A 19,497-nucleotide genomic window follows, 5' to 3' on the forward strand; every position below is an offset into this window, starting at 1 on the left:
GCAGGGATTGCTTAAATTTGAGCAAAAATCTCGCATAAAACCCTAGCGATATGCTCTTGGGTAGCTTCGGTGAGATAGGGGCTAAAGGGGATAGAGAAGATCTCTTGGGCGATTTGCTCGCTTATGGGGAAGTCGCCCTTTTTGTAGCCAAGGTGGCTAAAGACTTCTTGCAAATGCAAGGGCGTAGGATAGTGGATAGCAGTGGCTATGCCTTGGGCGTTTAGGGCGGAGATGATGTGGGTGCGGGTTATAGTAGTGCTAGAATCCTCGTTTTGCTGTGGCGATTCAGCTTTGTTGGTGGATTCAGCTTTGCGCGATAAATCTTTGATTGCTTCGCGCGTGCTGCAGTTACATACGCCAAGTATGCGCCCTTGCACGCGCTCGCAAAGCAAAGATTTCTCATCGCAAATCTTAGAATCCTTGGCTAGCTCATTTAAATTTGCAGTGGTGCTAGAATCCACTTTTTGCGCGGTGGCGTGTTTATCGTCATTGCGAGCCGCTGCGTGAGCGGCGGCGTGGCAATCCATAGAATCTACTTCTACACTAGAATCCACTTTTTGCGCGGTGGCTTTGTGGATTGCTTCGCCTTTTTTCAAGGCTCGCAATGACAGAGTGGGGGCAGGGCTTAAACTTTGGGCGGTTTTGTCTTGCGACTCGTTTAGATTTGTGGCGTTATCAAAAGTGGATTCTAGGCTAGAATCCACTTTTTTCTCGTCATTGCGAGCTGCTGCGTTAGCGGCGGCGTGGCAAAGCGCAGCTTCTTTAGAAAACAAGGGATACCGCTCGGCGTTAGCCGATGTTTCTTTAGAAAACAAGGGATACCGCTCGCCGCTAGGCGATGTTTCTTTAGAATCCATACATTCTGCGCTAGCAGAATAATCACTCCTAGAATCCACTTTTACACTAGAATCCACTTTTTTTGTATGGATCGCCACGCTGCTTTGGGCGGCTTGTGATGAGGATTGATTGTGCTGCGCTAAATCAGGCAAATGCCTACCTACGACCCAATCCCCCCTAGAATCTTTCACGCGTAGGCAAAACTGCGCAAACACGCTGGTGCGATTTGGCGCGATGTATGGCAGGGCTAGGTGCTTTTGCAGTGGGGCTAGCAGTGTGCAATACCGCGCTGCTACTTGCTCGCGCAAGTGTAGCTCTCTGGCAAAGTGCCTTAGCTTCACGCGCAAAATCGCGCATTGCAGCTCATCGAGCCTAGCGTTTAGCCCTAGCATAGTGTGGCGGTATTTGGAGGCTTGCCCGTGATTGCGCAAGGCATAAAGCTTAGTAGCGAGCTTTTCATCATCGCAAAATACCGCGCCGCCATCGCCATAGCCCCCAAGCGGCTTGCTGGGGAAAAAGCTTGTGATACTAAGATCCCCAAAGCTCCCAGATCGCGCACTTTTAGCACCATTGCCTAGCATAATCGCCGCCCCAAAGCTCTGTGCGCCATCTTCGATGATGGGGATTGCGTGGGGCTTGGCGAGACTCTCTAGCCCTGCTACATCATAAGGCTGTCCAAAGAGACTCACAGGGATAATCGCCCTTGTGCGTGGGCTGATCGCGTGCTTGACTTGGGCTATATCGAGTGTGTAGGTGTGCGGACAAATATCCACAAACACAGGCTTCGCCCCTAGGAATGCCACCATTTCTGCCGCGGCGATGAAGCTAAAGCTAGGGGTTATGACCTCATCGCCTGCGCCTATATCAAGCGCGAGTAGGGCTAGCAGCAGTGCGCTTGTCCCACTAGAGCAAGTGATACAAAATCGCCTCCCCACAAAGCTTGCCAGCTCACTCTCTAATGCTTGAGAATGCTCGCCTAAAATGAAGTGCTGGGAGCGCAAAACGCTAGCGATAGCAGAGTCTAGCTCGGGTTTGTGGGCGTGGTATTGGGCGTGTAAATCAATAAGCGGAATTTTTGTTTGGGGCGTTGGCTTTTTGCGAAAAAGCGGGGAGTTTGCCTTTTGTTTGTGCGATAGACCATCAGTCTTATCTCCGCACAAAAGGCTGCACAACCCCGCTTTTTCATCAAAAATCCTGCCGCCTATGGCTTGGCTATCAAACGCGTTTTGGGCGGTTTTATCAAAAGTGGATTCTAGCTCCAAAATCTTAGAATCGCAGGGGCTTGGCGTTGGCTTTGCCACCTGCGGTGTTTCTAAATTTTGAGCATTTCTCCTAGAATCCACTTTTTTATCGTCATTGCGAGCTGCTGCGTGAGCGGCGGCGTGGCAATCCATAGAATCCACTTTTACACTAGAATCCACTTTTTGCGCGGTGGCTTTGTGGATTGCTTCGCCTTTTTTCAAGGCTCGCAATGACAGAGCGGGGGCAGGGCTTAAACTTTGGGCGGTTTGAGTGAAAATCCTAGAATCCACTTTTTGATTATCGGCGTTTTGTTTGTCATTGCAAGCCACCTCGCTAGCAGAATCACACGCCCTAGAATCTTTATTTTTGTCCATATTCATTAGCACCGCCAGAAGTTATGTAGATTGTGGAATTTTAGCGTTTTTACAAGTGGATTCTAGGATTTGTATTTTTTATTATGGATTACTAAAGAAGCTACGGCTACGCCTTGCTTCTGTGGATTGCCACGCGGACAAGTCGGCTCGCAATGACAGAAAATGTCTTGTGTCAAAAGTGGATTCTAGCCTAGAATCCACTTTTGATAACGCCACAAATCTAAGCGAGCCAGCAAGGATTCTAGGATTTTGGAGAGTAAAGTTTCAAATGTGGATTCTAAACCAACACACAGGCGGCAGGATTTAAAAAAGTGGATTCTAGGAGTGGAGCAATGGATTGCCACGACTTGCTGCCGCAAGTCTCGCAATGACGATGAAGTTGTTTTTTCAAAACCGCCCTGATTGTCTTTTTCAAGGATTCTAAAATTAAGTAAGAATTCTAAAAATGCCAGCAAAGGATTCTAGGATTTTGGAGAGTAAAGCTCAAATGTGGATTCTAAACAACTTGCAGGCGGAAGGATTTGCCGATGATTTTGGGGGTTGTCAAGGCGGGGGCGAAGGGATTTATCTAGGCGATAATGAGCAAGCCCCCGCCGCAGACTCCCGCAAAAGCGCGGCAAAGCCAACGCTTTACAACACAGCCCGGTGTTTTTCTACCATAAAGATAGGATTATACCCCCTCTTCGCCTGCCTAAGCCCTGCTATGCCTAGATCCTCTTCGCGATTGGCATAGCGCAGCGATGAAAAGCAGCGAGCTAAGAGCTGCTGGTTTATGATTTGATACGCGCCGATGATGTTTGGCGCGGCTTTTTCTATGTGGATCACTGCCATTTCATCGCTGATTACCTCGCCAAAGCTAAAGGCGATGATAGGCAGCACAGATTCCGCAGGATCTATATTGCCAGAGCCTAGTGCGAGCTTCTCCCTAGCACGCACGGCTATGCCTTGTAGCCCTAGCTTATCAAAGCTCTCTAACGCCGCGCAAATGCCAAGATACTCTAGCTCTAGGTCATCATTTTTAGCAGGATTGCTATCAAGCCAGATTCTAGCTACTTGGGCTAGCTCGCTTGCATTTGCCTGCGTGATAGGCTCAATCTCCCACTCATAGCGTTGCAAAAAGCTGTTTAGGTGGTTTTTTTTCTTATGGAATTTGCGTCCGCTTAATGCGATAAGCTCCTCTATGCTATACACATAATCAAACCTATCAGGCGTAGCCTCTATGGAGATAGCGGGGAAAGCTTGGCGCAAAAGGGGGAGATTGTGCGTTTCTAGTCGCTCAAAATGCAGGGGGAAGCCATTTTCACGCGCGTAGGATTCTAGTGTCTTTAAGGCTTCTAGCTTGGAGGACTCATCGCCAGCAATGGGGAAGAAAAAGTAAGGATTCTGCCCTTCTTTGTGCGTTTGACGCGTTTGTATGATGAGTGAGTCGCCGCAAATCGCATAGCTAATCGCCCTTGCGTGCTTCCAAATAAAAAGATTGCCAAAGCTAATATCCGCGATAGAAAAGTGATCATTGTGCAAAAATCCTAGAATCTCGCTCCTAGATTCTAAGGCTATGGGCTTGAAAGATAGCGACATAATGTGTCCTTGCATAAAAGTGGATTCTAGGAGTCAATGTGGGGGTAGCTGCCTAGCCATTGTATCTGCTCGCCCCACTCTTCAAAGATTTTGGCGATTTTCTCATCATCTCTATGCCCCATAAAATCCATATAAAATCCAGAGTCAAAGCTGTTTTTAGAGCGGATCGGGCGGGAGTCGATTTTGGTGAGATTGATATTAGCACGAGAGAAGCTCTCTAAAAAGCGTAGAAGTGTCCCTGCCTTTTCAAAGCCCTGAAGCCTAGCGAAAATAGAGGTTTTATCCCTGCCGCTTGGGGGGTTGTGAAAATCGCTTAAGATGACAAAGCGCGTTTTGTTGCCTTGGGAGTCTTGGATATGGGAAAACATCAGCGGCAAGTGGTAGAGCTTGGCGGCAATGTGTGAGCAAATCGCCGCGCTTTTGGGGTCTTGCGTGGCTAGCTGGGCGGCTTTGGCGGTGGATTCTACCGGGATTTGCTGGATATTTAGGAGATTGTGCGCGTGTAGGAATGCACCACACTGCCCAAAGGCGATGTCTTTGCTATAAATGCGCTCAATCTGGGATAAATGCTCACATTGTGAGGCAAAGCTTAGGTGGATTGGCAGAATGATTTCTGCGATGATTTTCACGCTGGAGTTGGCGAGATTGTCGATACACTCGCCGACTATGCCGTTGGTGTTGTTTTCAATAGGGACTACGCCATAGCGTGCTTGCTTGGATTCTAGTGCGCCAAAGACTGCGCTAATGGTGTTTATGGGGAGGTATTCGCTCATCGCGCCAAAGCGCGATTCTGCGGCTTGGTGGGTGTAGCTACCCACAGGTCCTAGGTAGGCGACTTTCTCTGGTAGCTCTAGGTTGCGCGATATGGCAAAGATCTCTTGGTAGATGGCTTCTATGGCATCTTTGCTTAGGTGCTTTGCAGGCAGGCTGCTTAGGCGATCGATGATCGCTAGCTCGCGCTCTGGGCGGTAAATGCTGGCATTGCTTTTAAGCTTTGCTGTGCCGATTTGGGCGACAATCTCTAGCCTAGAATCTAGCAGGGCAAGCAGCTTTTCATCAATGCTATCAATCTGTTTCCGCAAGCGTGCGATTAGGGCTTCATCAGGCGTTGTATCAGGGCGTGGCATATTGCTCCTTGGTAAAAGTGGATTCTAGGCTGGGTGCTGCTTGGCGTTGGTGCTTTGCTCGGCTTGTGCGGCGTGCGTTGGCGTGGCGTATGGATACTAAAGAAGCTGCGCTTTGCCACGCCGACAAGTCCGCTCGCAATGAAAAAAGGCTCGCAAGGCTCGCAATGACAAAAAACGCAAAAAGTGGATTCTAGTCTCAAACAATGCTCCAAAGTAAATCTAGGCTAGGTTGGTATAAACCGCTTGGACATCATCATCATCTTCGATTTTATCAAGCAGCTTTTCTAGCTCTTGTATTTGCGTTTCATCTAGGGTTATGGGGCTTGTGGGGATTCTAGCGAGCTTGGCACTTGTGGGGGTTATTTGCAAGGATTCTAGCCCCTCGCTTAATGCCCCAAAATCCGTGTAGTCCCCATAGGCGATTAGACTGCCATCTTCTAAGGACTCTAGCTCCTCTAGCCCATAGTCAATCAAGGCTAGCTCTAGCTCATCTAGTGGCATAGATTCTGGCTTGCTAAAGGCAAACACACTCTTTCTAGCAAACATAAACTCTAGGCTCCCATTAGGGACAATCGAGGCTCCGGGGGTTTTGTTGAAGTAGCTTTTGATATTGGCGATTGTGCGCGTGGGGTTATCGGTGGTGCATTCTATGAAGATTAGCACGCCATTTGCCGCCTTGCCCTCATAGCTTAGCTCGCTAAATGCCCCATCTTTCCCACTTGCTCGTTTAATGGCAGCATCGATATTGTCTTTGGGCATATTTTGGGCTTTGGCAGTGGCGATTGCCGTGCGGAGCTTGGCATTGCTCGCTGGATCGCCGCCACCCTCTTTAGCAGCAGCGGTGATGGCTTTTGCCAGCTTGGGGAAAACTTTGCTCATCTTATCCCATCGCTTCTCTTTGGCAGCTCGGCGGTATTCAAACGCTCTTCCCATAAGTATCCTTTGTAAAATGATGAGAGATTATAGGGCATAAAGCCTTATTAGATTCTAAGGTAGCTTAGAATCTTGTCGTAAGTCCCGTGCTTGTGAGCGGGGCGAAGTTAAAAATAAGCCGCACAAAGTAGTCTTGCTGGACATAGAAAGGATTGTTAATATCATTGGTCAAAATTGGTCGGCGGCGATTGACAAACTTCAGCCCGATCCCAAAGCAGCGGATATTTTTATACAGCCCTATATCCCAATCAAGCAAGGTGTTTTTCTCAATATCATAGCCAGCAGAAGCCGAGAAAGCAAACACGCCAAAATCGTGCGAAACATTAGCGCGCAAATACTGCGCACCTGTTTGCGAGAGAATGGTATTTGACAAGAAGTCATAGGCTTGCTTATCTTTGAAAAAGTAGCTTGCAGAAGCAGAAAATGCCCCACGGCTAAAGCTTGTAGCTAGGGCTAGCTCGGACATTCTTTTAGCATAAAAGGAGTAAAAAAAGCTTGCTGAAAAATTTAGCCCAGCTATGGGAGAGAAGCTAAATTTGTTTTCCAAAGGTCGCTTGGCTATCACGCTAGAATCTATATGTGAGCTTTTTAGCGCGTAGGCAAGCTCATCGAAGTTTAGCCGCTGAAAGATTTTCCAATCAACAATATTGCGCCCGGTGCTAGTTAGGAAGTATTGGGAGAGCTTTAAGTCTAGGGTTTGATTGACAATAGTGTAGGCACTAATGCCTGAAGGGTCCCAAATATCATCATAGAAATATATCGTCCCACTTGGGGATTCTATGGGGAATTTGTTGAGATAGTCTGCTGCTGCGCCAAACTGCTCTCTTAGGTCGATAGATTTTTTGCGGATTTGGGCGGCTTGATCGCCGGTGGCTTGGCTTAAAAGTCCGTTATGATAGAAGAGATAAGGACCGCTGAAAAGGGCTTCAAACTGGATCGTGTGGAAAAATTTATTATAGCTTTTGGAGAGATCGGAGTTTAGCGAGATGGAGTAGTTGGCAGAAAAGATATTGCCATTTTTGTTTGTGTCATCGTTGCTTGGGATATAGCTGTTTTGTGTTTTGGTTAGGAAGAGATTTTCTGCATAAAATTCATTCCAAATGCCAAGCGATAAGTATTGCTTAAAGAGAGAAAATTGCAAGCCCACAGGGATACGCACGCCATTTTCTATGTAGCCATAGCCTGTTTGACGCGTGGTGTTTTTAAACTGATAATCAATGGCATACATAAGCTCTTTGAAAAACAAAGAATCCATATATTTGTGGTATTGAAAATTTGGCACAGATTGGAAAGTGGTTGTATTATCAAGCTTGGCAAGGTTTAGAAAATACTTGAAGTTTAGTCCAAGGTAGTGCTTTTGCGTTTGGATAAAGGCATTTGCCTTAGAGGTGTAGGTCGTATCATAGACGCGTTTATTGATCTGGCGCAAGCGGTAGTAGTCTAGGTCATTCATATGCACAAGGTTTAGATAGATACCATTATCTAGCTCGCTGTTTAGCTTGAAGTATTTTTGCAAGGGGCGATTGCCTAGGTGATAGAGCCGAAGTCCGTAGATTTGCTGGTTTTTGAGATTAAAGCGTTGCATATATTCATCAAAGTTGTATAAATACCCAAGCTCTGCATAGGTGCGATCTAGCCCAGAATCTAGCGCGCGAAATTCTATCAGCCCTCCTATACCGCGCTCTGTGCGCACTTGTGGCGTTAGTGTGATGTCCCAATTTGTCTTTGGGGCGATGTAGTAGGGCAGGAAAAAGGCAAAGCCCTCTGTGCTAGAGGTTACAAAAGAGGGCATAAGTAGCCCTGTCTTTCTTGACATATTAGTAGAGACACTAAAGTAAGGGAAGTAAAATATCGGGACATCGCCGATATACACACGCGGATTCCACAGGGATACGATTTTTTTGCTATCAGAGTAGGAGCCAGAAGATGCCTCCATACGCCAGATTGGGCTTGGCACAGCGCAGCCAGATAGCACTGCCTTTTTAAAAGTGTAGAAAGTATCTTGTGTGGTGGCGCGAGCAGAGCTTACCCATAGTCCGCTTTCTGTATCTTGGAGATAAAGCGGCTCGATAATGCCGTATTTATCATCTAGGGAGAAATGCGTCTCTTTGGTGCGCACAAGCAAATTGCCATCGCGATAAATCCGCACATCACCGCTTGCTTGCACTTGCCGCTCTTGTATATCATAGCGGATAGTATCAGCAAGCACATAGAGCTCTTGATTGATAAGGATCGCATCGCCTATGGCGTGTATGGTGTTTTGCTCGCTATGAAGGGAGTTTGCTAGTAGCTCAAAGACTTTTTGATTGTCTTTGTTGTATTGAGCGATGCCTTCTTTTTGTGTATTTGCTTTTGGGGTGGTTTGCTTGCTTTTTTGGGATTTTGCTTGCTTTTTTGGGGGATTGCTAGATTCTAGGGAGGGGTCTGCTTGGTGGGTGGATTCTAGGCTTTGTGCTTTTGGGGCTTCATTGTGCGTTTTTTGCGCGGTGCTAGAATCCACTTTTTCAAAAGTGGATTCTAGTGGCTGGGCGATGAGAGTAGCACATAGTAGCTGCAAGCAAGCAAATGCGCAAAGCCCTGTGGATAGGGCGTTGTAGCGAGTGCCTTTGGCTATGTCTTTTGGAGATGGCTTGCACACATATTGTCCTATTGCCTAGCGTTTTTGCATAATGACAATCGTGCGTGCGGCGCGGTCATAGAGTGTGCGCTTCAAGACATCGCTAAAGGCAAAAACAAAGGGTATGTAATACACCGCTTGCGATAAGGTGCGCAAGGCAGCACGCAAAAAGCTTGCCAAAAAGCTCGGCGAATCCAGCAGATCAATGCTCACTACTTGGATTTTGCACAACATCTTCCCAAGGCTTGCCCCATACCAGAAGGTAAAAAGCCCTTGGTAGATAATCTCTAGCAAGAAAATCTGCATAATGAGTGAAGAGATTTGCTCTTGTATCTTTTGCTCTATGCTTTGCTCTAGTGGGGCTTTGGCACTATCTTTTAGCATAATGGCACTTGAGCTGCTATCGCGCATTTCTTGCAGTGCTTGCGGCTCACTTAGGGCAAGAAAGGTGTTGAGATTGATTAGCATCATAAGCGCGCTAAGCAGCAGCGCGTCAATCAAAAAGGCATAAATCCTTTTATCAAGTGGGGCTAAGGTTAGATCCTCTCTATCAAGTGTGTCTTGTAGGGCTTCATCTTTTGCCATATTATGCCTTTAGAGCTTTGTCGGCAATGTCTGTGCGCAGCACCTTGCCTTCAAATGCTATGCAATTTGCGATTGTGTAGGCGTTGTGCTTGGCTTTAGCAAGTGTGGGGGCGACTCCTATGGCTAGAGCCACGCGCCCGCCGCTTGCTAGTAGAGGGCTGCTAGAATCCACTTTTTCACCCCCTTTACTAGAATCCACTTTGTTTGGGCTCACACCTGCATAGCAGATATGCCCAAGTGTGCTATCAAAAGGCGCGATTGTGATAGGGTGGGGCGTAGAGCTGCCAAAGGGATAATTATGGCTTGCTAGCACGACTCCTACGCAGTAGCCTTGGCGGAAAGTTATAGGAAGTGCGGCGATTTGCTTGGATTCTACGGCGTGGCAAATATCAAGCAAAGGCGTTTGCAAAAGTGGCAGTAGCACTTCACACTCTGGATCGCCAAAGCGGACATTAAACTCTAGCAGATATGGCTCGCCCTCTACGACCATAATCCCCGCAAACAGCACCCCGCTAAAGGGCGTGCCGCGCTTTTCCATACCTGCAAGTGTAGGGGCAAAAATCCTTGAAGCAATCTTTTCTAGCAGCATTTCATCACACAAAGGACTTGGCGTATAAGCCCCCATACCACCGGTGTTTGGACCCTTATCGCCGTTATAAAGCTGCTTGTGATCTTGGCAGGGGGGCAAAAGCGTGAAGCTCTCCCCATCGCAAATCCCAAAGACAGATAGCTCATAGCCGGATAGAAACTCTTCTACCACTATGCACTCTCCAGCCTGCCCAAATTCCTTGCGCATATTATCAATGGTGGATTCTGCTTCTTCATAGCTTTGTGCGATGATGACGCCCTTGCCAGCACAGAGTCCGCTTGCTTTGATGACCACAGGCAGGGGGAGTGATCGCGCGAAGTCTTTGGCTTTTTGTGGGTCGCTTGTTTGGATATAGCGTGCGGTGGGGATACCACAAGAGGCGACAAAATCTTTCATAAATGCCTTTGAGCCTTCAAGCTCTGCGGCTGCACGGCTTGGACCAAAGGTGCTAATGCCCCTTGCTCGTAGCTCATCGCTAAGCCCACCTACAAGCGCGCTTTCGCCGCCGATGATGACCCAAGAAATCCCCTCTTTTTGGCAAAACTCTACAATGTCTTGATTGTGTGGAAGTGTGATGTTTGTGCCTAGCAGTGCTGTGCCGGCATTACCGGGGGTGAAAAATATCTGCTCTATCCTAGAATCCTGCTTTAAGTGCAAGCCTAGGGCGTATTCTCTCCCACCATTCCCTACAATTAAAACCTTGTGCAAAACTTTGTGTAAATTCTCTTTGTGCAAATTCTCTTGTGGATTATGTGTCTGCATAAAAGCCCTTGAAAAGATACTACCCAAATAACCGCTACTTGTGTTGTGTAGCCCAAAATGCTAGCTACAAATAAGGCAGGAGAGCTCTCTTAGGCGGCGGATTCTCACCCTTGCAGGCTCAAGCAAAAACACCGACACACAAAAACCACTACCAAGCCTATAATACTTACAATTTAACGGACTTACCAAAAAAGAAACGCGAATTATTCAGGCGGCGTTATTATAGGCTCTCTAGGTTTAAATTTGGGTTAGAAAATGCGAAGTCTGCTATAATGTGTCCCTCACACGCACGCCCCTTAGCGTGCTACTCTACTTTTAAGGAAGCTTATGAAAAGGGCACTTATCACAGGTATCACCGGGCAAGATGGTGCGTATCTTGCAGAATTTCTCCTAAATCGCGGCTATGAGGTGCACGGCATTAAGCGCAGAAGCTCGCTGTTTAATACCGATAGGATCGATCATCTCTACCAAGACCCCCATATTGATAATCGCAACTTTTTTCTCCACTATGGGGATTTGACAGATTCTACAAATCTTATCCGCATTATCCAAGAAGTGCGCCCAGATGAGATCTACAATCTTGCGGCAATGAGCCATGTTCATGTAAGCTTTGAGACGCCAGAATACACCGCCAACGCCGATGGCATAGGCACGCTACGAATCCTAGAAGCCGTGCGATTGCTTGATTTGATAGAGACAACCAAAATCTACCAAGCCTCCACAAGTGAGCTCTATGGGCTAGTCCAAGCGGTGCCTCAAAGTGAAAGCACGCCATTTTATCCGCGCTCGCCCTATGCTTGTGCCAAGCTCTATGCCTATTGGATCACGATCAACTACCGAGAGGCATATAATATGTTTGCGTGTAATGGGATTTTGTTTAATCACGAGAGCCCTATCCGTGGCGAGACATTTGTCACGCGCAAAATCACGCGCGGAGTGAGCAAGATCGCCCTAGGCTTGCAGGATAAGCTCTATCTGGGCAATCTCTCTGCCAAGCGCGATTGGGGACACGCCAAAGACTATGTAGAGGCGATGTATCTTATCTTGCAGCAGCAAAAGGCAGAAGACTTTGTCATCGCCACAGGCGTTACCACGCAGGTGCGAGACTTTGTGGCACTGGCATTTGGGGAGCTTGGGATTGAGGTGGAGTTTCGCGGAGAGGGGGAAAATGAAGTAGGCATAGTCAAGGCGTGCAGGGGTGAATATCAGCTGCCACAGGGGCAAGAAGTGGTCGCGGTGGATTCTCGCTACTTCCGCCCCACAGAAGTAGATCTGCTGCTAGGTGATCCCACCAAGGCGCAAAAGCTTTTAGGCTGGCAGCCTAAATATGATCTAGCAATGCTTGTCAAAGATATGATGCAAAGTGATATAAAGCTTATGCAAAAGGAAAAGTTCTTGCAAGATAATGGCTATAACATCTTGCGCTATTTTGAGTAGTAGGGGCTAGATCGCGCTTGCAAGCGAGCCTGAATCCTAGAATCCACTTTTTCTTTAGGCGATTCAGCTTTGGGCGAGCGATTCGCGCGATTGCGTGATTTTAGGATAGTCATTACCGACAAGGTAACTCCTACCCTAAAATCACGCAAAACGCACAAAGCCCCACCGCAACCCTTAGAATCGTGGGACTCTAAAACTAACTTTAAACCCTAGAATCCACTTTTGAAACAATGGATTCTAAGAAACGCAAGAAATTATGTTTATGATACCAACTCGCAGGATTTTAGGATTTTTGATGAGAAATTGTAGCTTTCTAAAGAAACATCGGCTTGCGCCGAGTGGTGTCCCTTGTTTTCAAGGCGCGGGCGAAGGATTTACCTAGTCGGTAATGAGCAAGCCCGCGCCACAGAATCTACAATTTATCGCAAAAAGACAAAATCCAAAAACAAAGGAGACCCAATGAAACCCCTTGCCATAATTATCCCCATCTATAATGTCGCGCAATATTTGCTGGAGTGTTTAGAGTCTTTGAGTGCGCAGAGCTATGGGGAGTTTATAGCGATATGTGTCGATGATGGCAGCAGTGATTCTAGTGCGCAGATTATCGCTGAGTATGCCAAGCGCGACTCACGCTTTATCCTCTTAACGCAAGACAATCAAGGCATAGGGGCTGCTAGAAACACAGGGCTTAGGTATGTCTATGACGCTTTACCCCAAGTGGCATATATCGGCTTTATGGACCCAGATGATGCGGTGGGGGTAGATTACTACGCTAATCTTATCTATACGCTAGAATCTAGGCGCGCGCAGATGGCGACCACGCGCGATATATGGCGATTTAGCGATGAGCATTATGATAGCGCGATGTTTGCACTTAGGCAGCCTAAGACTAGAGGCATTACTCGCAAGGTTACAAGCAAAAACATCGCGCATAAAATCGAAGCCCCGCGCAGTGTATTTACGCGAGCATTGCTGCAAAACTTGCGCTTCCCTACCAACCGCTTCGCTGAAGATGTGGGCTTTAGCGTGTGTGCGCACGCTTTGGCTAGCAAGGTGGCATTAAGCAAAAATGCGCGCTATTTTTACCGCGTGCGTAGCGGCTCGCTCACTAGCACAACCCACCCGCCGCAAGAGTTTTTCCAAGTGTTTGGCTTTGTGTATGAGTTTTTTAAGAAGCACGGCTACCTAGAGTCCTATCTCCTGCCCACAGATTTGCTCCGCCCCAATCGCTTCGCAAAAGTGGATTCTAGCTATTTGGCGCAGCTGCAGGAGTTTTTACGCTCTTTAGATCTTAGCCCAAGTGTGCTAGAGCAAAACAAGCCCCTAAGGCTTGCGCTACAAGCAAAAAGCCTAGATGAGTTTATGGCTAGGACTAGGAGCTTTAGAGAGTGGAGGGCGGATAAATTCTGCTTGCATTTGACTAAAAACCGCAAGACGATCATACTCTTTGGCAAGACGCTTCTAGATACTTCTATGGCTTTGACACCGCCACGCCCCACAAGCTCGCCAAGTCCCCAAGCAAGCCCGCGCATAGCCATCATCGCCAAAGACATCACAGAAGCAGGCGGAGGCGAGCGCGTGGGGGTCAATCTAGCTAATGCCTTTATAGAATGCGGCTTTAAGGTTAGCGTCATAAGTCTTTTTAGTAGCAATAATGCGCCAATCTATCCGCTAGAATCTAGGGCGGAGCTACTCTCTCTCTCTCTCTCATAAGCCGCATACACTAGCCAAACGCATAAGCCAAGACCCCAACAATCTTAAAACCAAGCCCCTAAGCAAGCTCGCTAAACTCTGGCAGAAGCTCTTACGCCCCCTGCTTGCCCACAAGGTAGAGAGAGTGCTATGCGCATATAAGCCCACTATCGTGCTAAGTAATGATGGCTGGTATATCCCACGCACCAAGATAAAGGGCGTGCGCTATGTGCGCCTGTGGCATTTAAACGCGCCAAAGCACCTAAGCACGCGCAAAGCTCGCAATCTAGCCAATTTTGATACTTTAGTCGTGCTTTCACAAAAAGAGCTAGCCACTTGGCAGAGCTATCATAAATGCGTGCGGGTGATCCCAAACTTCCTCCCACAAATCTCTAGCAAGCTTGCTAATCCTAGCACCAAAGTCGTGCTATCTGTGGGGCGACTAAGCGGAGAAAAGGGCTTTGATAGGCTGCTTGATATTTGGGCGATGGTGCAAGACCCCTCTAAAGAGCATTATAAGGAGACTTCGCAGTGGCAGCTACATATCGTAGGCAGTGGGAAGCTGCGAGAAAAGCTAGAATCCACTATCTTCCAAAAGGGCTTGAGAAAAAGCGTGCGTTTAGTGGGCTTTAGGCAGGATATGGAGCGCGTATATCTGGGGGCTAGTGTGTATGCGATGTGTAGCTACTTTGAGGGCTTTGGTATGGCACTAGCAGAGGCGTGCAGCTACGGGCTAGCGGGCATTGCCTTTGACATTGCCGCTGGTCCTAGCGATATTATTACACAAGGCAGAAGTGGGTATTTGATAGAAAATGGCGATAAAGAGAGCTTTGCTACTAGGCTGTGTGAGCTAATGAGCGATGAGACAAAGCGCGCGGAGTTTGGCACAAATGCTAGGGAGCTTGTGGCACAAAACTTTAGCAAGCAAGCGGTAATGCCACAATGGCAGGAGGTGTTGCAGTAACAATAGCTAGATAGAAGCAAATCTAACAAATCCTAGAATCCACTTTTTACATTAACGCCCATTTTCCTGTCATTGCGAGCGGATTGAAAATCCGCGTGGCAATCCAATGCAAATAAAGTGGCGTTGAGGTTTATGCGTGGCTTGAGATTTGAAGTAGAATCTAGCTTATAGATTCTATCTTTTGCCTATTAAAAAATACAATCTTAGCCACCTCCCACAACACACCAAAAGAGAGCAGGATAAAAAACACACTAAATCTAGGGAAAAATATAAAATCCGCCATTAAGCCCACAAAACTTAGGGCAAATAAGACATTATACCGCCAAAATAGCCCCAACAGCACAACGCTAAATGCAATGATAAAAAACACGGAGATTTCCATTACCCCCCAAAGGCTATAAGCATAACTATTTAGGGCTGTATGGAGATATTGCATACAAAATAAAATCATAGCACTAAAACAAAGCACAAGACAAAGCCTAAGATGCATAAAGCCTTGATATGTAGAATCTGCTCCTGTGTGTTTTGTGAGAAGAAACAAAAACAGCAAAACAAAGGACATAACAAAAAAGCCAAATAGAGAATCAAAACCAAGTGTCGTGTAGGAAGGATTATGTGCAAACTCGCCAAAAAAGTGCAAATAATTAAAACTTTTAAAAAAGAGAATGCCCACATATATGCTAAATAGCAAAAGCAAGAGCAAGGCAAAATGCTCTATTTTGAGCCTTTGCAAACTTAAGCTAAGAGAGAAGCCAAGTAACGCTACAACGCCCTTGACTAACGCAAAAAATGCAATGCCATTAAAGAATAAGCCTAGAAAGATTAGCCCACTGATACTGCCGCATATCCATAGCTTAGAAAATAGCCTTATAAACTTCCCAAAGAAGCTTTCACTCTCACCAAAAAATCTCACGCAATAAAAGCCAATCATCGCAAAAATATACAATGCAATAGCATTAAAAATACCACTATATAAAATCATATATCTTTTATCAAAAAAATAGTCACTCATTATACAATCATATATCCATATTATGCCAAGAACCCCCACAAACGCCTTTTGCCTTATATGCCATATTAAAAGCGGCAAAAAGCAGAGCATAGCGGGTATAATCGTTACCTCTTTTTCAATATCTGCAAAGCGATATGGATATACGCTTAAAGCTGTAATCAAATATGTCAAAACACCATATGCGGCTATAAAGAGCCAGATTTTCATATATGTCCCGCTATATTGCCATAGTCCCAAAAGCACAAGCCCCATTCCACCATAAAACATATAAAGAAAGCAAACAGAATCACCATAAGCATAGATAAAATTTACCACAGGACTAAAGCCTATAAGCAAAAATCCCGCACTTATAAGCCCAATGCCTAGAAGCATTTTTTTAGAATTTAGACTAAATTGTCTTATGTCTAAAACTTTTGTGAGATTTGGCAAAAGGATAATGCTATAAAACAAGCCTATCAAAGCACCAACCACAGCAAAAAAGATAGTAGCAATCTTTTCCCATTCATTTATCTCCCCTGCCAAAGCACCCCATAAACACCCCACACAAATCACAAGAGAGATGTAAAAATATTTTGGCGTAATAAAGCGGATAAAAAAGCGTGAAAAGTAAGAGGGCTTAGAATCTGCCAAGCTAGAATCTATGGGGCGAGCTGGTTGCTCTATCAACTCCTTATGCAACTCCTTGTGCAAAGTCTTTAGCCTTTTAGCTGTGATTCTTACATTGAGTGCAAAAAGCACCAAACCACCTACAATGCCTATAATCATCATTACGATAAGAATGCTATCTGCAATGTTAAAGAGTGCGGATAAAAGCAATGATAATATCGCCCAGACGCCCCCACCTAAAAGCAGCACTAAAATCACTTCAGCAAAAATCACCCGCCAATATCTCTCACTCTCCATAAGGCTAAGGCTTTTACATCTTATAAGCTCATCTAGCTCAAATCTTAGCTCTCTAAAAAGCATTACTAAAGCTACAAAGGGGGAGAGAATATATTGCTTCAAAGCCAACATCAAGGATCCTTAGAAATGTGAAAATATAAAGTGTAGAGCGTGGATTATACATTAAAATTTTTGGTGCATAAAAGCTAAATATGCTTAAGGCACGATCTTAAGCGTGTAGAAAATCATATAAAGGCATAAAGCCTACAAGGCTAGATTCTACTTGTGCTAGAATCCATTTTTAACCACACAAATACACAAAGCAAAACACAAAGGCAAAAGATGATTTGGCTTGATATTATTGACCCAAAATATGTGCTGTTTTTTAAGCCCATTTTACCAAGGCTTAAGGCTTTAGGTTCTGTGATTGTTACCACGCGTGAGAGTAAGGACTATGATGAGTGCTTGAGACTTTTAGAGCTTTTTAACATAGAGCATTATTGCGTTGGCGGCTATGGCGGGGCAAGCAAACTAGGCAAGTTTGAAGCAAGAATCAATCGTCAAAAGGGCTTTTTGGAGCTTTTTGCAAGGCTTAATGCAATGCCAAAGATTTTTATCACCGGAGCTAGTGTTGATGGCGTGCAGTGTGCGTATGGGCTAGGGATACCGGTGGTGCATTTTGCTGATACGCCGGTGGCTGATGAAAAGTTTTGCTTAGAATCTGTAACGATTTTATCCCGCTTAACGCTTCCGCTTTCTCATCTTGTATTCCGCCCTTTTGTCGTGCCTGAGATTTGCTATACAAGCTTGGGGCTAGATTCTACTCAAGTGGTGGAATATGGCTTTATTGATGTGGCATTATGGCTAGATTCTATCCCCTTGCATTATGAGCTAGAATCGCCGCAGAGAAAGGCATTTTGCGAGAATCTAGGGCTAGATTCTGCTTTGCCTATTATTTTGGTGCGTGAAGAGGAGTATAAGGCTCATTATGTCAAGCATAAATTGCCAATTATTTATGAGAGCTTTGCCCTTTTGGCACAAAAGATTAAAGCCAATGTGCTGTGTATGCCCCGCTATGGTAAAGATGAGCTAGAATCTTGCCTTGCAGAGCTTCCACAAGATGCACAAAGTCGCTTTAAGATTTTGCACCATAAGCTAGAGCCAAAGGATTTTTATCCCTTTGTTGATGTGCTTTTAGGCGGGGGTGGGACTATGAATCTAGAGGCGTGCTATCTTGGCATACCTGTGATTTCCACTCGCTCGATCTTGCTTTTTCACGATAGATTTTTGCTTGATAATGCTTTGATGAAACACGCTAAAAGTGCCACTGAAGCGGTGGAGGGCATTGCAGAGATTCTATCCAAACCGCGTTTATACAAAAGGCAAGATTGCCTTTTTGCGAAAAATGGCATAGATATAGATATGTTTATCTCGCATATCAAGGCGTTGTTATAGTGGCAAGAAACCTAAGCTTCAAAGAACTAAGCCCCAAAAGTCTATGCACTCATTCCCGCACAAATCTCCAACACTAAAAGCAGCAAACCTAAGCGGTGGCTTGGCATTAGTGTAGATAGTGGCTAGACTTGCGCAAATCGCTCTAAAAATGCGCGAAATACGCGATAGAGCTGCTCTACTTCTGTGATTTTCACGCGCTCATCTATGCTGTGGATTGTGTCATTGCACACGCCAAATTCTATCGCCTCTATGCCAAACTCTTGGCAAAATCGCGCATCACTTGTCCCGCCGCTTGTGCTGCACTTTGGGGTGATACCACATACTTTTTGAATGCTTGCACTAAGCGTGTGTATCAGCCTAGAATCCTGCTTGCAGATAAAGGGCTTGGCACTTTGCTTTAGGCTAAGCGTGTAGGAAATGCCGACATTTTTTGCGCACACTGCTTGCATAATGGATTCTACATACTCTTGCACGCGTTCTTTAGGGGTAGCAGGAGAATTGCGCACATTAAACATAATCTTTAGCGCGCTAGGCGTTACATTGACCACCTCTAAGCCGCCGCGCATATCGGTGATGACAAGCTTTGTAGGGGCAAAATCCCTATCCCCAGAGTCTAGCTCCACTCCAGCAAGCTTGCCAAGGCTAGATCCTAGGGCTTCTATGGGGTTTATGCACTTGCTAGGGTATGCGGCGTGTCCTTGCTTGCCAAAAATCTCTAGCACGCCATTGATACTGCCTCTGCGCCCATTTTTGATCGTATCGCCTAGAATGCTAGAGCAAGTAGGCTCGGCGACTATGGCGTGCGTGGGCAGTAGATCGCGCTTGGCTAGCTCTTGTAGCGCATAGGCAGTGCCATAAGTGCCATCTCCTTCTTCATCGCTTGTGAGCAAAAGTGAGAGCATAATGGGGGCTGTGGCAGCGGCTTTGGCACAATCTAGTAGCGCGTAGATACAAGCAGCGACCCCTGCTTTCATATCCTGCGCTCCACGCCCATAGATATAGCCATTTTCCACCACCGCGCCAAAGGGATCCACACTCCAGCCATCTCCCACAGGCACGACATCAATATGCCCCATAAAGCAAAAATGCTTTGCTGGCTTAGGGCTTTTGCCTAGCGTGATATGGGCAAAGAGATTGCGCGTGTCGTGTTTATCAATATGCAGGCACTCAAAGCCAGCTTCTAGCAATAAGGCTTTGATAGGCTCATAAATACCGCATTCTTGTGGGGTGATCGTGGGGTAGGTGAGTAGTTTTGCCAGAAAATCTACGCATTGTTGCGCTTGCATTGTGTCTCCTGTGTGCGTTTGTGTCAATGTGGCTTAGACTAGAATCCACTTTTGCAAGTAGATTCTAATATAGATTGCCACGCTGCCGTTGTCGGCTCGCAATGACAAAGATAGATCCTAGTAGA

At 46.2% G+C, this 19,497-nt stretch carries 16 protein-coding genes; 6 read left to right on the forward strand and 10 right to left on the reverse strand.

The window, feature by feature from the left end; all coding sequences use genetic code 11:
• Window positions 1-11: 11 nt before the first annotated feature.
• Complete coding sequence (locus DX060_RS12385; RefSeq protein WP_115011610.1) at window positions 12-2,459, reverse strand: aminotransferase class I/II-fold pyridoxal phosphate-dependent enzyme; 2,448 nt, start codon at window positions 2,457-2,459, stop codon at window positions 12-14.
• Window positions 2,460-2,508: 49 nt separating this feature from the next.
• Between DX060_RS12385 and DX060_RS10855 the strand changes: the two genes are divergently transcribed.
• Window positions 2,509-2,760 (forward strand): hypothetical protein, encoded by a 252-nt coding sequence (locus tag DX060_RS10855; RefSeq protein ID WP_147278784.1) that lies wholly within the window; start codon window positions 2,509-2,511, stop codon window positions 2,758-2,760.
• 323 nt (window positions 2,761-3,083) lie between these two features.
• On the opposite strand, the gene DX060_RS05990 is transcribed toward DX060_RS10855, so the two are convergent.
• Complete coding sequence (locus DX060_RS05990; RefSeq protein WP_115011612.1) at window positions 3,084-4,031, reverse strand: DUF2156 domain-containing protein; 948 nt, start codon at window positions 4,029-4,031, stop codon at window positions 3,084-3,086.
• 26 nt (window positions 4,032-4,057) lie between these two features.
• Window positions 4,058-5,158, reverse strand: a complete 1,101-nt coding sequence (gene pheA / locus DX060_RS05995) for a chorismate mutase (RefSeq protein ID WP_115011613.1) — start codon at window positions 5,156-5,158, stop codon at window positions 4,058-4,060.
• On the opposite strand from pheA, the gene DX060_RS10860 reads away from it, so the two are divergent.
• A complete protein-coding gene (locus tag DX060_RS10860) occupies window positions 5,152-5,352 on the forward strand; it encodes a hypothetical protein (RefSeq protein WP_147278785.1) in 201 nt (66 codons plus the stop codon). The two genes, pheA and DX060_RS10860, sit on opposite strands and share 7 nt — an antisense overlap.
• Window positions 5,353-5,377: 25 nt before the next feature.
• Here DX060_RS10860 and DX060_RS06000 read toward each other — a convergent pair whose 3' ends face one another.
• The 4 genes from DX060_RS06000 to purD form a co-directional block, all read right to left on the reverse strand.
• The gene (locus tag DX060_RS06000; protein WP_115011614.1) at window positions 5,378-6,091 is read right to left on the reverse strand and encodes a YebC/PmpR family DNA-binding transcriptional regulator; all 714 of its coding nucleotides are present in this window, start codon (window positions 6,089-6,091) and stop codon (window positions 5,378-5,380) included.
• A gap of 64 nt (window positions 6,092-6,155) precedes the next feature.
• A complete protein-coding gene (locus DX060_RS06005; protein ID WP_115011615.1) occupies window positions 6,156-8,729 on the reverse strand; it encodes an LPS-assembly protein LptD in 2,574 nt (857 codons plus the stop codon).
• A gap of 15 nt (window positions 8,730-8,744) precedes the next feature.
• Window positions 8,745-9,293 carry an RDD family protein gene (locus DX060_RS06010; RefSeq protein ID WP_115011616.1) on the reverse strand — a complete coding sequence of 183 codons (549 nt, stop codon included), beginning with the start codon at window positions 9,291-9,293 and terminating at the stop codon, window positions 8,745-8,747.
• 1 nt (window position 9,294) lies between these two features.
• Complete coding sequence (gene purD, locus DX060_RS06015; RefSeq protein WP_115011617.1) at window positions 9,295-10,644, reverse strand: phosphoribosylamine--glycine ligase; 1,350 nt, start codon at window positions 10,642-10,644, stop codon at window positions 9,295-9,297.
• Window positions 10,645-10,971: 327 nt separating this feature from the next.
• Here purD and gmd point away from each other — a divergent pair, with 327 nt between their 5' ends.
• Window positions 10,972-12,081, forward strand: a complete 1,110-nt coding sequence (gmd, locus tag DX060_RS06020) for a GDP-mannose 4,6-dehydratase (protein WP_115011618.1) — start codon at window positions 10,972-10,974, stop codon at window positions 12,079-12,081.
• Here the strand turns inward: gmd and DX060_RS12000 are convergent.
• Window positions 12,069-12,194: a hypothetical protein gene (locus DX060_RS12000; RefSeq protein WP_258552218.1), complete on the reverse strand. Its 126-nt coding sequence runs from the start codon at window positions 12,192-12,194 to the stop codon at window positions 12,069-12,071. The genes gmd and DX060_RS12000 overlap by 13 nt on opposite strands.
• Window positions 12,195-12,540: 346 nt before the next feature.
• On the opposite strand from DX060_RS12000, the gene DX060_RS06025 reads away from it, so the two are divergent.
• Window positions 12,541-13,794 carry a glycosyltransferase family 2 protein gene (locus DX060_RS06025; RefSeq protein ID WP_258552219.1) on the forward strand — a complete coding sequence of 418 codons (1,254 nt, stop codon included), beginning with the start codon at window positions 12,541-12,543 and terminating at the stop codon, window positions 13,792-13,794.
• Between the two features lie 124 nt (window positions 13,795-13,918).
• Window positions 13,919-14,737 carry a glycosyltransferase gene (locus DX060_RS06030; RefSeq protein ID WP_181814212.1) on the forward strand — a complete coding sequence of 273 codons (819 nt, stop codon included), beginning with the start codon at window positions 13,919-13,921 and terminating at the stop codon, window positions 14,735-14,737.
• 160 nt (window positions 14,738-14,897) lie between these two features.
• Here DX060_RS06030 and DX060_RS06035 read toward each other — a convergent pair whose 3' ends face one another.
• Window positions 14,898-16,763: a hypothetical protein gene (locus DX060_RS06035; RefSeq protein ID WP_115011620.1), complete on the reverse strand. Its 1,866-nt coding sequence runs from the start codon at window positions 16,761-16,763 to the stop codon at window positions 14,898-14,900.
• A 153-nt stretch (window positions 16,764-16,916) separates the two neighbouring features.
• Here DX060_RS06035 and DX060_RS06040 point away from each other — a divergent pair, with 153 nt between their 5' ends.
• On the forward strand, window positions 16,917-18,086 hold the full coding sequence (locus tag DX060_RS06040; RefSeq protein ID WP_258552220.1) for a DUF354 domain-containing protein: 1,170 nt from the start codon (window positions 16,917-16,919) through the stop codon (window positions 18,084-18,086).
• Between the two features lie 122 nt (window positions 18,087-18,208).
• Here DX060_RS06040 and dapE read toward each other — a convergent pair whose 3' ends face one another.
• Window positions 18,209-19,372 carry a succinyl-diaminopimelate desuccinylase gene (gene dapE, locus DX060_RS06045; protein WP_115011621.1) on the reverse strand — a complete coding sequence of 388 codons (1,164 nt, stop codon included), beginning with the start codon at window positions 19,370-19,372 and terminating at the stop codon, window positions 18,209-18,211.
• Between the last annotated feature and the right edge of the window lie 125 nt (window positions 19,373-19,497).

Origin of the sequence: Helicobacter canis, from assembly GCF_900451095.1 — a bacterium.
GTDB classification, from domain to species: domain Bacteria; phylum Campylobacterota; class Campylobacteria; order Campylobacterales; family Helicobacteraceae; genus Helicobacter_B; species Helicobacter_B zhangjianzhongii.